Annotated in this window: 9 protein-coding genes; all 9 read left to right on the top strand. The window is 36.8% G+C overall.

What is annotated here, in order from left to right; genetic code table 11:
* Nucleotides 1-3: 3 nt before the first annotated feature.
* The 9 genes from ACFFU9_RS11470 to ACFFU9_RS11430 all read left to right on the top strand — a co-directional run bounded on the left by ACFFU9_RS11470 (nt 4) and on the right by ACFFU9_RS11430 (nt 14,550).
* A complete protein-coding gene (locus ACFFU9_RS11470; protein WP_379861582.1) occupies nt 4-2,709 on the top strand; it encodes a glycoside hydrolase family 2 TIM barrel-domain containing protein in 2,706 nt (901 codons plus the stop codon).
* 305 nt (nt 2,710-3,014) lie between these two features.
* Nucleotides 3,015-4,775: an alpha-L-fucosidase gene (locus ACFFU9_RS11465; RefSeq protein WP_379861581.1), complete on the top strand. Its 1,761-nt coding sequence runs from the start codon at nt 3,015-3,017 to the stop codon at nt 4,773-4,775.
* 17 nt (nt 4,776-4,792) lie between these two features.
* Entirely contained in the window at nt 4,793-5,878 is a 1,086-nt protein-coding gene (locus ACFFU9_RS11460) for a glycoside hydrolase family protein (RefSeq protein WP_379861580.1), read from the top strand.
* A 36-nt stretch (nt 5,879-5,914) separates the two neighbouring features.
* A complete protein-coding gene (locus ACFFU9_RS11455; protein WP_379861579.1) occupies nt 5,915-7,240 on the top strand; it encodes a sugar porter family MFS transporter in 1,326 nt (441 codons plus the stop codon).
* A gap of 20 nt (nt 7,241-7,260) precedes the next feature.
* On the top strand, nt 7,261-8,082 hold the full coding sequence (locus ACFFU9_RS11450; RefSeq protein WP_379861578.1) for an alpha/beta hydrolase: 822 nt from the start codon (nt 7,261-7,263) through the stop codon (nt 8,080-8,082).
* Between the two features lie 6 nt (nt 8,083-8,088).
* Complete coding sequence (locus ACFFU9_RS11445) at nt 8,089-9,570, top strand: sulfatase-like hydrolase/transferase (RefSeq protein ID WP_379861577.1); 1,482 nt, start codon at nt 8,089-8,091, stop codon at nt 9,568-9,570.
* Nucleotides 9,571-9,647: 77 nt separating this feature from the next.
* A complete protein-coding gene (locus tag ACFFU9_RS11440; protein ID WP_379861576.1) occupies nt 9,648-11,597 on the top strand; it encodes a glycoside hydrolase family 97 protein in 1,950 nt (649 codons plus the stop codon).
* Nucleotides 11,598-11,599: 2 nt separating this feature from the next.
* Entirely contained in the window at nt 11,600-13,015 is a 1,416-nt protein-coding gene (locus tag ACFFU9_RS11435) for a glycoside hydrolase family 30 protein (protein WP_379861575.1), read from the top strand.
* Complete coding sequence (locus ACFFU9_RS11430) at nt 13,012-14,550, top strand: sulfatase family protein (RefSeq protein ID WP_379861574.1); 1,539 nt, start codon at nt 13,012-13,014, stop codon at nt 14,548-14,550. Before ACFFU9_RS11435 ends, ACFFU9_RS11430 begins: the two co-directional genes overlap by 4 nt.
* Nucleotides 14,551-14,555 lie beyond the last annotated feature (5 nt).

Genomic DNA, 14,555 nt, shown 5'->3' with positions numbered 1-14,555 from the left:
AAAATGAATAAGCAAACTTATATTATACTTTTTACACTATTAATTGTTTTTAGTGTATCATCTCAATCTAGGCAAACTTTTACCATTAACAATGGGTGGAAGTTTTATAAAGGCGATTTAGAAACTTCTAAAAATGCAAATTCAGAAATGCTTCCAGAGCTAAATGATGCCAACTGGGAATCTGTTAACATTCCACACACCTGGAACAATATAGATGTTACCGACGATACACCAGGGTATTATAGAGGAGTGGGGTGGTATAAAAAAACTGTTTTTATGGAAGCAGAACAAAATCCGAAAACTAAAACTTTAATCTATTTTGAAGGTGTTAATCAAGTTGCCGATGTGTATGTAAACGGGCAATGGGCTGGACAGCACAAAGGCGGTTATACACGATTTCACTTTGATATTACATCATTTTTAAAATACGATCAACAAAATGTACTAGCTGTAAAAGTAGATAATAGTCATGATGTAGATATCCCACCCTTATCAGCAGACTTTACATTTTTCGGAGGTATTTATCGTGATGTGTTTCTAATTAAATTGAATGCAGTTCATTTTTCAATGAACGATTACAGTTCATCAGGTATCTATATAAATACTCCCGAAGTTTCGAAAGAAGAAGCAAAAGTTGAAATGGAGTATGTATTGAACAATGATACCAATCAGAATAAAACGGTCGCTATTGTAAATAGAGTAGTAGACAAGCAAGGTGAAACTGTTTTAACCACGAACAAAAAAGTTAAGCTTGGTAAAAACCAGAAAAATAAAGCTATTAAAGATGTTTTTGAAATTAAAAACCCAAAGCTGTGGTCGCCTGATAATCCTTATTTATATAGCGTTATTAGCCAGATTAAAGATGCTGAAACAGGAGATGTTTTAGATGAATCTATGGAGCCTTTAGGGCTACGTTGGTTTAAGTTCGATCCTGAAAAAGGTTTCTTTCTTAATGGCGAGTATCTTAAATTGATAGGAACAAATAGGCATCAAGATTATTTAAAAAAAGGAAATGCTTTATTAGATGAGATGCATGTTCGGGACATGCGCTTGCTTAAAGATATGGGCGGTAACTTTTTGCGAATATCCCACTACCCTCAAGACCCAACAGTGCTTGAAATGTGTGATAGGTTGGGTATTTTAACGTCTATAGAGATACCAATAGTAAATGCCATTACAGAGTCGGAGGCCTTTACTGAAAATGCCCTTTTTATGGCAGAAGAAATGGTGAAGCAAAACTATAATCATCCATCGCTTATCATTTGGGCGTATATGAATGAGGTGCTTTTAAGGTTGCCATTCGACCAGAAAACAGAAAAAAAACGTTATGAAGTATATGCAAAAAACATCACAACGTTAGCTTCTGAAATTGAAACGAAAATAAGAGATTTAGATTCAAATCGGTATACAATGATTGTAAATCATGGTGCTATTAGCCGATATAAAGATGCAGGAGTAACAAGTGTCCCTATGATATTGGGCTGGAATTTATACCAAGGCTGGTATTCTGGAAATCTTTCCAGTTTCGATAAAAACCTAGATGAGCTTCATAAACTTTTTCCAAAACAGTCTCTAATAGTTACCGAATATGGTGCAGATGTGCACCCGCGTTTACACTCCTTAGAACCGGAGAGATTTGATTATACTGTTGAATACGGGAATATTTATCACGAACATTACCTAGAAGCCATACAAAGTAGGCCTTTTATTGTTGGTGCTAACATTTGGAATTTAAATGATTTTTACTCTGAAGCAAGAGGGTATGCCCAGCCTCGTACAAATTTAAAAGGAATTACTACTTTAGAGAGAGAAAAAAAAGATACATGGTGGTTGTACAAAACAGTGCTTTCTAAAACGCCTGTTATTAAACTGGGTCAAAATCAATGGAAGATAAGAGGGGGTGTTGCAGAAGCAGGTAAAAACTTTTGTGTGCAGCCTGTAACGGTGTATTCTAATGGCGATTTGGTGGAATTAAGGCATAACGATAAGGTTTACAATGCTAAAGTAATTAACAATATTGCGCGATTCTCTATTCCTTTTGTAAATGGAAAAAACCGTATAGTTGCTAAAATGACTGTAAATTCCAAAGAGTATATAGATGTATTAGACGTTGATTTCAGGTTGGCACCTAATATGTTTTCTGAGTTTGAAGATGAATTTTATGAATTAAATGTGCTCCTCGGTACAAAACGAATTTATGAAGATAAAGTTAAGGATCAAGTGTGGATTCCAGAACAAGAATATGTAAAAGGAAGCTGGGGGTATGTAGGTGGTCAAGCTTTTAGGCCTAAAACCCGATTTGGGAGTTTGCCAAGTTCAGACTTAGATATTATAGATTCTGAAGACGACCCCATTTATCAAACCCAACGCGTAGGCATTCGTAAATTTAAGTTAGATGTACCTGATGGGAAATATGTTGTTTCATTAGGTTGGGCCGAATTGGAATCTGATAAGGAGCATGAGAAATTGGTTTACAACTTAGGAAATGATAAAGTTTCAGAAACTGTTTCCGATCGAGTTTTTAATGTGGTTCTCAATGGTAATTTTATTGAGAAAAATTTAAACCTTGCAGAAGCCTATGGCTCAGAAAAAGCGATTTCAAAAAAATATGAAATTGTTGTTTTGAATGGAGAAGGCCTTGTTTTAGATTTTATAGCCGTGAGAGGTAAACCTGTGTTAAACACCTTTCAAGTTAGAAAGATACAGTAAAGCTTTTATGATGGGTAACAGATTATAAAGTAGTGTAAAAAGCCACCCGCTATTGGGTGGTTTTTCTTTATTATAGATGTGGATACGTTTAGTGGGGGCTTAATGGGAAATATGCCAATAGATAAAATCGGTATGGTTTTTAATTTTTAAATGCCTGCCTTAAAGTATCTCACATGCATTATCATTTAAATGAGCAATAGTTAATACGGTATGAGTCATGATTTATACTCAATAAAAACTATAATTTTTATTATTGTATTATGTTTTCTATGATTAATCATTACACGATTGTAAACGTAGCGTCTATGAAAAAAGTATTAGTATTGGTGGGGTTGGTGTCCTTTATGTTTAATTCGGCATGTAAGCAAAATGCTAATGCAATAAAGGTTTCTGAGGTAAAAAATCTTTCAGAAGAAGAGCGTATGGCATGGTGGGAAGAGGCTCGATTTGGTATGTTTATCCATTGGGGAATTTATACCGTTCCTGCCGGTTTTTATAAGGGAGAAGCACAAACCAATAGTGCGGAATGGATTATGAATAAGGGGAAAATCCCTATTAGTGAATATGAGAAATTTGCAGCAGAATTTAACCCTACAAAATTTAATGCAGCAGAATTTGTGGGCTTGGCTAAGCAAGCGGGAATGAAATATATGGTGATAACAGCCAAACATCATGATGGTTTTTCTATGTTTAACTCTAAAGCTACCAATTATAACATTTTTGATGCCACCCCTTTTAAACGGGATGTATTGAAAGAATTGGCTAAAGCTTGCCAGGAACAAGGAATAAAATTTGGGTTTTATTACTCTCAAGCACAAGATTGGCATCACCCTGGAGGCTTAGGCAATAGTTGGGATAAAAATATAAAGCGTGTTAGTAGTGATGAGTATGTGTATGAAAAAGCACTTCCCGAAGTCAAACAATTGTTAACAGAATACGGCCCCATTGCTATATTTTGGTGGGATACACCACGGGAAATGACAAAATCTGTAGTGGATAGTTTGCATCATATCACCAGGGCACTTCAGCCAGGTATCATTACTAACGATCGTTTAGGTGATGCTTATCCAGGAGACCATAAAACTTTTGAAAGAAACGGACCAAGGTATCAACCGGAAATAAAATATTGGGAGCTATGTCAACCTATTAGCGGAAGTTGGGGCTACCGTAGTGATGATGATAACTTTAAATCCATTCCTACTTTAATCCGTAATTTAATAGATCAAAGTAGTAAAGGCGGTAATTATTTGCTTAATGTGAGCCCTACCCGGGAAGGTACTTTAAGGCCAGAGGCCGTAGAGCGTTTAAAAGCAATAGGCACTTGGATGGATGCGAATAGCGAAGCCATATACGGTACACAGGCAAGTCCTACAAATAATGAGCCTGCATGGGGAAGAATTACCATGAAAGAAGTCGACAATAAAGGCTTGCTTTATTTACATGTGTACGACTGGAAGGATGGCGCAACGCTCTCTATTGGGCTAAATAATGAGGTAGAGTCTTCTTATTTGCTCACCGATAAAAATAGAACCTTTAAAACCGAAACCTTAGAAGATGGCATTCGGCTTAAGTTAACAGGGGCAGCACCAGATAATGTGGCTTCAGTAATTGTTTTGAAATTAAAAGATATGCCCAATGCTTTGCCTCAAAAGCCATTAGTACAGGATGAATCGGGGCTTGTGGTGCTACCCGCATTTAGGGCGCAATATGAAAATTTACAAGGCCCTGGGGCGTTATATAATGATCATTTGGATTGTGTAGGAAGCTGGGACAGTGAAACAGCGAGGGTATATTGGACCCTTGAGATGGATCAACCAGGGCGTTATGCTATAGAGATTGGATATTCTGGAGATAAGGAAACAGAAATCACTGTTCTATTTAATGGCAAATCAAAAATTGTAAAAATACCTGCTAGCGGAGACAATCCTAAGCGATTTAAAACTCTAGATCTTGGCCATTTTAACATTGAGAAAGCGGGCAAATATGAATTTTCTTTAATGCCAGTAGCAGAACAGTGGAACCCTATAAACTTAAAGGAAATAAAAATTCAACCCATAAAAAACTAAAGAATTTTCTTAATATAATGATATATCGTATTCTATTTTTATTTGGGTTTGTACTCTCTTGTAGCGCACAAAATCCAATTTTCGACAATTTAAAAGAAGCACCAGTAAATGGCGGTTTTCAAATGGAAGGTTATTGGGTTTGGGGAAGTTCTGTTATAAAAGGGGATGACGGGGTCTATCATATGTACGCGTCTAGATGGCCAAAGATGTTGCCATTTCACCCCGGTTGGATGGTCGCTTCAGAAATTGTGCATGCGGTGTCCAGTACACCACAAGGGCCTTATACATTCAAGGATGTTGCATTAGGAAATAGAGGAGCTCAGTATTGGGATGGAAAATCCTGCCATAACCCTAAGGTTGTAAAACATAAGGATACTTATATTTTATATTATATGGGATCTACTCACCCATTTGAAGAGGTTACTACAGAAAATGTAAAGGAATTCGATTTATCCAGTAAATGGTGTATTGCAAGTAGATGGGGAAAGCGTGTGGGCATTGCGACATCTAAAAGTCCTTATGGGCCGTGGAAGCGTTTGGAAGCTCCTATTTTAGATGTTAAACCTAATACGTATTACAGTTTTTTAACATCTAATCCGTCACCTTTAATTAAAGCAGATGGGTCGGTGATTCTGCTTTTTAAAGGCAGAAGCTATAAAGAAGATGGGATTCAGCAAAGCGATATGAGTATTGGTGTAGCAACGGCTCCGTCATTTGATGGAACCTATACGGTAATGGGGGATGAGCCTTTGTTTTCAATGGCACGGTTTGGTGAGGTAGAAGATCCACATTTATGGAGTGATAACGACGGGTTTCATATGATAGCCAAAGATCAAAGAGGGCTAATTACTGGAGGACAGGGCGATGGTCTTTTAGCACACTCTAAAGATGGTCTTCATTGGGTTTTGGACGAGGATCCTAAAGCCTATACCAAAACAGTAAAATGGGATAATGGCAAAACGATAAAACAAGGACAATTAGAGCGCCCATTTGTATTTGTGGAAAATGGCAAGCCTACACATATTTTCTTTGCAACCATGGATGGCCCTGGAGGATTTGGTAATGGTACAAAAACATGGAACATGGTGCTTCCATTAAAATAAACTATAATAAAACTAAAACTAATTAATACATATAGCATGAATAAAAAAATAATATTATGGTCTATTACTGCCGCTCTAGCTGGTTTCTTATTTGGATTTGATGTTGTGGTCATTTCTGGAGCCGATAAAAAATTACAAACGCTGTGGGAGTCTTCCGATGCTTTTCATGGAGTAGTCGTTATGGGCATGGCTCTCTGGGGAACTGTTTTTGGAGCTATTTTTGGGGGTATTCCTACTAATACGTTCGGCCGTAAAAACACACTTATTGTTATTGGTATTTTATTTGCCATATCGGCCATAGGTTCAGCTTTGGCCAATGATCCTTATGTGTTTGCTTTTGCCCGTTTTATAGGTGGTCTTGGTGTAGGTGCATCAACCATTGCTGCTCCTGCCTATATTTCCGAAATTGCTCCGGCTAAAAGTAGGGGACGCTTAGTGGCCATGTATCAATTTAATATTGTTTTTGGTATTTTAATAGCTTATTTGTCTAATTACCTTTTAAGTGATATAGGTGAAAATGCATGGCGCTGGATGCTTGGTGTTGAAGCGATTCCTGCCGTTTTATATATTTTATTTGCACTAAAAGTACCAAGAAGTCCAAGATGGCTATTGTCGCAATCAAGAGTGGATGAAGCAAGAAAGGTCTTGAAATTAATAAATCCAGATATAGATGTTGAAGAACAAATAAGAGAATTTAACACGCATTCTGATAAAAGTGATAAGTCTGAAAACATCTTCATTAAAAAATACAGATTTCCTTTAATGTTAGCGTTTTTAATCGCGTTTTTTAACCAGTTTTCAGGAATTAATGCTTTTTTATATTACGCGCCGCGTATTTTTGAAGAAGCTGGTCTGGGGGAAAGTACCGCTTTGTTAAGCAGTATAGGTATTGGGTTTACTAACCTTGTTTTTACGCTTTTAGGAGTCTTTTTAATAGATAAATTAGGGAGAAAAACCTTGATGTATATGGGGTCTGTAGGCTATATTATTTCATTGGGTTTAGTGTCGGCTGCCTTTTTTCTAGGTTGGACAGGTATGTCCATACCCATTTTCTTGTTCTTGTTTATTGCAGCACATGCTATTGGACAAGGGGCCGTAATTTGGGTATTTGTATCTGAAATATTCCCGAACCATTTAAGAGCATCGGGTCAAGCATTTGGTAGTTCTACACATTGGATTTTAGCAGCTATTATTCCTTCATTAATTCCATTTTTATTTAGTCATCCAATGATTGGGCCAGGGGTGGTATTCTTGGTGTTTGCTGGAATGATGGTGCTGCAATTGTTATTTGTAGCCTTTATGATGCCCGAGACCAAAGGAAAAACATTAGAGGAATTAGAAGATATCATTCTGAAAAAATAATAAAAAGGACATTAAATAAGATGAAAAAAGCTATAGGTTTTATATTATCATTCTGTTTTGCAGCAACACTGTTTGCTTCAAACATCGATACGCTTGTAGTATCTAGTAAAGTGATGGATAAGGCTATAAAAAATGTTGTTATAACGCCCGATTCTTATTCAAAAAAAGGACCAGCGTATTCTGTAGTTTATTTGCTTCACGGTGCAGGCGGCGATCATAAAGCATGGTTGGCAAAAGCTCCTGAAATAAAGCAGTATGCCGACATGTATAATGTTATCATTGTGTGTCCTGATGGCGGTAAAACAAGCTGGTATTTCGATAGTCCCATAGACCGCACTATGCAATATGAAACCTATATTTCGAAAGAATTGGTTTCAAAAATAGATCAGTCATATAACACCAAGGCCTCTAAGGCACATAGAGCGATTTCAGGCTTCAGTATGGGCGGTCATGGTGCTTTGTTTCTAGCATTTAAACATCCCGATATTTGGGCAGTAGCGGCTAGTATGAGTGGTGGTGTAGATATTAGGCCTTTTCCTTTGCGATGGGATATTGCGAAACGATTGGGAGCATATGCAGAACACCCATTAAATTGGGAGGGGCATACGGTAATCAATTTAGTGCATTTGCTAGATGGGAAAAATTTAAAATTTATGTTTGATTGTGGGGTAGACGATTTCTTTTATGATGCGAACCTTAGGCTCCATAAAAAACTCTTAGAACGAAATATTCCACATGATTATATAGAAAGGCCCGGAGGGCATACCAATGCATATTGGAGTAATTCCATAAAATATCAAATGCTTTATTTCAATGATTTTTTTAACCTATCAAAAAGCTAAATCGAAATGGATTTTAAAATAATTAAATATTTTTTGATTTTTGTTGGTTTAGTGAGTACATCTTGTAAAACGAATAAAACTACTAAAACGGCAGAGGTATCTCAGCAAAAAACATATGCAGAGCAACCCAATATTGTGGTTTTTTTATGCGATGATCTTGGCTATGGCGATTTGGCATCATTTGGTCATCCCATTATCAAAACCTCAAATTTAGATGCCTTAGCAGCATCGGGTATCAAATTAACTAATTTTTATTCCTCGGCTCCTGTTTGTTCGCCATCAAGAGCTGGATTGCTTACAGGTAGGAGTCCGAATCGTGCAGGTATTTATGATTTTATACCAGGCATCAAAAAAAGTCCGGATAATAGGGATTTGGTGCATCTTCAAGCACATGAGGAAACCATTCCTGCGATATTAAAATCTGTAGGTTATGAAACATGTTTAGTAGGTAAATGGCATTGTTCTTCAAGGTTCAATTCAGGTGTACAGCCCCAACCAAACGATTTTGGTTTCGATTATTGGTTTGCAACGCATAACAATGCCGCGCCTAGTCATCAAAACCCAAATAATTTTATTAGAAATGGGAAAGAAGTTGGCGAAATTGAAGGGTATAGCAGCCAAATAATTATTAGTGAAGCCATACAATGGTTGGAAAACAAACAAACGAATAAACCATTTTTCCTAGAGGTGGCATTTCACGAACCTCATGAACCTGTAGCATCACCTGAAGATTTGGTGCAGAAATATTTACCGCTGGCTAAAAATAGAGAAGAAGCAGAATATTTTGCCAATGTTGAAAATGTAGATTTAGCTGTGGGCCGTTTAGTTGCTTATTTAAAAGCAAGTAATTTAGACAATACCTTAATTGTATTTTCATCGGATAATGGTCCAGAAACATTCATGCGTTATGAGAGGGCCAAGCGTTCTTACGGTTCGCCTGGCGAATTAAAAGGGATGAAACTTTGGACGAATGAAGCGGGTTTTAGAGTACCAGGTATCATTAATTGGTTGGGTGAAAAAACATTCACAGGCACATCCGATAAAGTCGTTTCTGCATTGGATTTATTACCAACATTTGCAGAGCTTTCTGGGGCTAAATTACCTAATAGAGTTCTAGATGGCGAATCATTTGTAACCATTTTTAAAGATGGAAATTTCAACAGAAGTAAGCCATTAATCTGGGCTTTTTATGATGCCCTGAATGATAGAATGGTGGCGATGAGACATGGTGATTATAAAATCATGGCACGCTTAGAAGTCGATAATAAGCCCGTACCTAACTTTCATAATTTATATGATGGAAACATCGATTATATTAAAAGTGCTAAACTGACCGATTTTGTATTGTTCAATCTTACAAAAGATATCAGTGAATCGGAAGATATATCTAAAACACAACCCGCTGTTTTTGAAAAGATAAAAGCTGAGTTCGAAATCCAATACAAAAATTTATTGGATGGAAGTCATATTTGGGTACGAGACGAATAGAATATTAATAAGAATAATATATATATATTATGTGTAATTTAATATTAAAAGGGAGATACCCTGTTCTAATGATTATTATGTCATTAGTACTTTTTGCTTGTAAAGCATCAGACAAAACAGAACTAGTGTCTCCAGATGGAACTAAAACGATTTCTTTCTTTTATGATGAAAATAGCAATAACTTAAGCTTCTCGATACAATACGATAATCAAGATGTGGTTTTGCCTTCAACATTAGAGCTTTTTTCTAAAGAAATAGAGTTTTCTGGTAATTTGTCCATATTAAAAGTTGAAAACTCCACAGTGAATAATGTATGGCACTCTAATTTTAGCGAATTAAGTAACATTCCAGATCATTACAATCAAACAAAAATATATTTGAAATTGGGCGAGGCACAAATCAATCTTATTGGTAGAGCATATAACGAAGGGATTGCTTTTGCTTATGAAATACCCGAGCAAAATAATATTTCTGAGATAGGGTTAGATGAAATAATCCATTATAATTTTGATAAGGATTACCCAGTTTGGTCTACACCAAAACGAGAGCCCGGAAAATTAACGGCGCAAGGCGAATACAAAAAAATTCCTCTCAGCCAACTCGAGGCAGGGGCCGAACGTCCACTAGTTATCGAGGTGAACGATAGTTTGGTTGTGGCCTTGGCAGAAGCAAAATTAGTAGATTATGCGCGGCTAAGTTTTAATAAGGGAACCTCTTCAAAATACAGTATTCTTTCCGAGCTTGATGGAAAAATGGGCGAACAGAAGCAGGATACCATATCGGGCGCTATCATTTCAAACCGAGATAGTGAGGGTGTAAAAGTTCATAAAAAGCTCCCTTTTCAATCCCCATGGCGTGTTGTTATGATAGGGAAATCGCATGGTGAATTGTTAGAGAACAATTACATTCTTCAAAACCTAAACGACCCTTCGGAAATTGCAGACGAATCTTGGATCAAGCCAGGGAAAGTGTTGCGGGAAACAACGCTTACCACTCAAGGCGCCTTTGCTGCTATAGATTTTGTGGTAGAACATAATATGCAGTATATCATGTTTGATGCCGGGTGGTATGGCGATGAAATGAAAAATGAATCTGATGCTACTACGGTTGCTTTAGATCCTAAACGTTCTAAAGGTCCTTTGGATATGGAAGCGGTTACGGCTTATGGAAAGGAGCGAGGTATTGGTCTTATTCTATATGTAAACCGTCGTGCCTTAGAAAAGCAATTGGATGAGATATTGCCTTTGTTTAAAACCTGGGGTATTGCGGGAATTAAATTCGGTTTTGTACGGGTTGGTGATCAAGAAGCTACAGCATGGATGCATGAGGCCATAAAAAAAGCTGCTGATTATGGCATGATTGTGAATGTACATGATGAGTATAGGCCTACAGGTTTTTCAAGAACCTATCCAAATTTATTAACACAAGAAGGCATTCGTGGTGATGAAGAAACCGTGCCAAATGCCCATACCTTAATTAGCATGTTTACGCGTACTCTTGCCGGTGCTTCCGATAATACGATTTGTTATTATAGCACCAGAGTTGATGCTATGGGGTCTCGGGCGTCTCAATTGGCTAAAGCCGTTTGTATCTTCAGTCCATTACAATTTTTATATTGGTATGATAAACCAGCAGCTTCTCCAGAAAAAAAAGATGGTTTATGGGGTGATACGCGCCATATTGGAAATGAACCAGAATTGGAGTTTTTTGATAATGTTCCAACCACTTGGGATGAAACCAGAGTGTTAGAGGCTGAAATGGGAGCTCTTGGTGTCATTGCACGTAGAAAAGGAAAGGAGTGGTTTATAGGTGGAATTAATGGAGACGAAGCACGAAAAGCCGTGTTAGATTTTTCTTTCTTAGACCCAAATCAAACCTATAAGGCAAAAGTGTATACCGATGATGAAACTATCAAAACAAGAACACGTGTTAAAATTGAAACAGCTAAGTTGACTAAAGATTCAAAAATGGAATTAAATGTAAAGAGCAATAATGGTTTTGCTTTTCATATTAAGGTAAATAAATAAAAATGATGAGAAACGCCGTTATATTTGTGTTTTTTTTACTTTGTAATCTAATCTTGTTTTCTCAAGATCAGATAGAAGTAAAGGTGCTTAAATTGTCAGGAGATATTCCGAACGGTAAAATTTCTGTACAGAAAATAGCTAATAGCTCTAATCCTATCTCTAAAAAACGACCTAGTAAAATTAAGCTATACCCGAACATAGAATTCCAAACCATAGAAGGCATAGGCGGCGCTTTTAATGAAATTGGTGGCGAAGCCCTAATGTCTTTGCCAAAGGTTTTGCAAGATCAAGTGATGGGCAATTTGTTTAACCCACAGCACGGTGCAGGGTTTTCATTTTCTAGAACCGCAGTGGGGTCGAGTGATTTTGGATTAGAGGCGTATAGCTATTCTGAAATAGCAGAGGATTATAATATGAAGCACTTTTCTATAAAGAGGGAGGAAACATCGGTTATTCCATACATTCAAAAAGCCTTTGTTCAAAATCCAAAATTAAAATTGTTTGCTTCACCATGGAGTCCACCAGCATGGATGAAGTACTCTGGGTATATGGATCGAGGGGATGAATTTAAAGAAAAAAATCGTTTAAAAGATGAGCCTAATATATATGAGGCTTATGCCTTGTATTTCGTGAAATATATAACAGCTTATGCTAAAAAAGGGATTACGGTGGACCGATTAGTGATTCAAAATGAAACGGATGCAAACACACCGTATCCATCTAATGAGATGCCTATATCGCAAATGAGCAAGTTTGTAAAAACATATTTACGGCCGCAGTTTAAATTAAATAAGATTAATACAGAAATTTGGGCAGGAACCTTTAGAACAGCGGCAGGACAATTAGATATGATAGAATTGGCCGCCAATACAGAAGATCGAGTGCTGTTTGATGGTATAGGAATTCAATATACACATCCGCAGTATATAGAACAAGTAAGAGAGTTGTTTCCTGCTGTAAAAATCATGCATACAGAAAGTAAATGTTATAATGGTAATAATACTTGGGAGCAGGCGTCAAGCCGATTAAACGAAGTGGCCTCTTATCTAAACAATGGGAGTCCAAATTTTTGTTATTGGAATATGATTTTAAATGAAACCACAGAAAGTGGATGGAATTGGAAACAAAACTCTTTAATAAACATAAATCGTCAAACCAAAGAAGTAAGCTATAATCCAGATTTTGCAGTTATGGCTTTTCTGAGTAAATATTTGGTTCCTGGTGCAAAACGAATCGCTAATTTTTCTAAAAACAGTTTGATTTCGGTAAAGTATAATAACCAAATTTATGTATTAGTGCAGAATGATAACCAAGACACTCAGGTATATGAATGCCAAATAGAAAGTAATAAACCACAATCCGTAGAAGTTCCAGGCCAATCTTTGGCTGTTTTAATTATAAAAAACAATAAGAAATGAAATTGATTACAACCCATCCAAACCGAATATTGATACAAGCCTTTTTTTTAGCGGTATTCATTTTTTCAGGATCGATAGAAGCGCAAAAAAAACCTTCTTCAAAAAAGAAATCCTTAAAGTTAGAGCAAGTAAAAGCGGCTAAAAAACGAAACGTTATTTTTATTTTAACAGATGATCATCGTCACGATTTCATGGGCTTTACTGGAAAAGTACCATGGCTTAAAACGCCTAATTTAGATAAAATGGCAAGTGAAGGGGCGCACATGAAAAATGCTTTCGTAACCACATCATTGTGTTCACCTAGTCGTGCCAGTATTTTAACCGGACAATATTCTCATGTGCACACTATTGTAGATAATGTAGCGCCCAATCCTGGGAACTTAACATTTTTCCCAGAGTATTTGCAAAAAGCAGGGTATCAAACTTCCTTTTTCGGGAAATGGCATATGGGCGACCATAACGATAGTCCGCGTCCTGGATTCGACCATTGGGAAAGTTTTGCAGGTCAAGGCGATTATTACGCACCTAACCTTAATATTAATGGAAAGAACATACAGTATGACGAGAGTACCTATGTTACCGACTTATTAACAGAACATGCGGTAAATTGGTTGGACAACAGGGAGAAAGATAAGCCTTTCTTTATGTATTTATCACATAAAGCTGTACATGCCATGTTTTTACCGGCCAAACGTCACGAAGGGATCTATGCTGGTAAAAAAATTGACAAACCAGATAGTTATACTCAAACCATTGGATCGGAATATAAAAAACTGAACTGGCCAGACTGGGTTAAAAGGCAACGCGATAGCTGGCATGGTGTCGATCACATGTATCATGGAACTGCCGATGGTACTTTTGATGATTTGGTGCAACGGTATTGCGAAACCTTAATGGGTGTAGATGATAGTGTGGGCACCGTGATGGATTGGTTAAAAGCAAATGGACTGGACGAGTCTACCATGGTTATTTATATGGGCGATAATGGTTTTAGTTGGGGAGAACATGGCCTTATAGATAAACGTCATTTTTATGAAGAGTCTGTTAAAGTGCCTATGCTGGTACACTGTCCAGAAATTTTTGAAGGTGGAAAGACAGTCGAACGCATGGTTCAAAATGTAGATATTGCTCCAACAATTTTAGAGTGTGCTGGTTTAGAAAAACCAGAGTATATGCCTGGAAAATCTTTTATACAATTATTGAAAAATGACGAACGTAATTGGAGAGATAAAATATTCTATGAATACTATTTTGAATACGATTTTCCTATGACGCCAACAGTTTTTGGGGTGCGCACAGATAAATATAAATACATAAGATATAATGGCATTTGGGATACTAACGAGTTGTATGATATTGAAAACGACCCCAATGAGATGGTGAATTTAATTGATAAGCCAGAATTACAACCCATGATTAAAGATTTTGCTAATAGTTTGTACGATTGGTTAGAAGATACAGATGGTATGCAAATCCCTTTAAAACGTAATGTGTTTCATCGCATTGGGGACTTCGAGCATCCAAATCAATATTAAATTAA

The organism is Mariniflexile ostreae (assembly GCF_042427585.1).
Classification (GTDB): domain Bacteria; phylum Bacteroidota; class Bacteroidia; order Flavobacteriales; family Flavobacteriaceae; genus Pseudalgibacter; species Pseudalgibacter ostreae.
This window is presented reverse-complemented; position numbering and strand designations above follow the sequence as displayed.

What these genes read in the sequence shown, in the direction of transcription:
- ACFFU9_RS11470 (WP_379861582.1), top strand. Translation starts at nt 4, where the DNA reads ATGAATAAGCAAACTTATATTATACTTTTTACACTATTAATTGTTTTT.
- ACFFU9_RS11465 (WP_379861581.1), top strand. Translation starts at nt 3,015, where the DNA reads ATGAAAAAAGTATTAGTATTGGTGGGGTTGGTGTCCTTTATGTTTAAT.
- ACFFU9_RS11460 (WP_379861580.1), top strand. Translation starts at nt 4,793, where the DNA reads ATGATATATCGTATTCTATTTTTATTTGGGTTTGTACTCTCTTGTAGC.
- ACFFU9_RS11455 (WP_379861579.1), top strand. Translation starts at nt 5,915, where the DNA reads ATGAATAAAAAAATAATATTATGGTCTATTACTGCCGCTCTAGCTGGT.
- ACFFU9_RS11450 (WP_379861578.1), top strand. Translation starts at nt 7,261, where the DNA reads ATGAAAAAAGCTATAGGTTTTATATTATCATTCTGTTTTGCAGCAACA.
- ACFFU9_RS11445 (WP_379861577.1), top strand. Translation starts at nt 8,089, where the DNA reads ATGGATTTTAAAATAATTAAATATTTTTTGATTTTTGTTGGTTTAGTG.
- ACFFU9_RS11440 (WP_379861576.1), top strand. Translation starts at nt 9,648, where the DNA reads ATGTCATTAGTACTTTTTGCTTGTAAAGCATCAGACAAAACAGAACTA.
- ACFFU9_RS11435 (WP_379861575.1), top strand. Translation starts at nt 11,600, where the DNA reads ATGATGAGAAACGCCGTTATATTTGTGTTTTTTTTACTTTGTAATCTA.
- ACFFU9_RS11430 (WP_379861574.1), top strand. Translation starts at nt 13,012, where the DNA reads ATGAAATTGATTACAACCCATCCAAACCGAATATTGATACAAGCCTTT.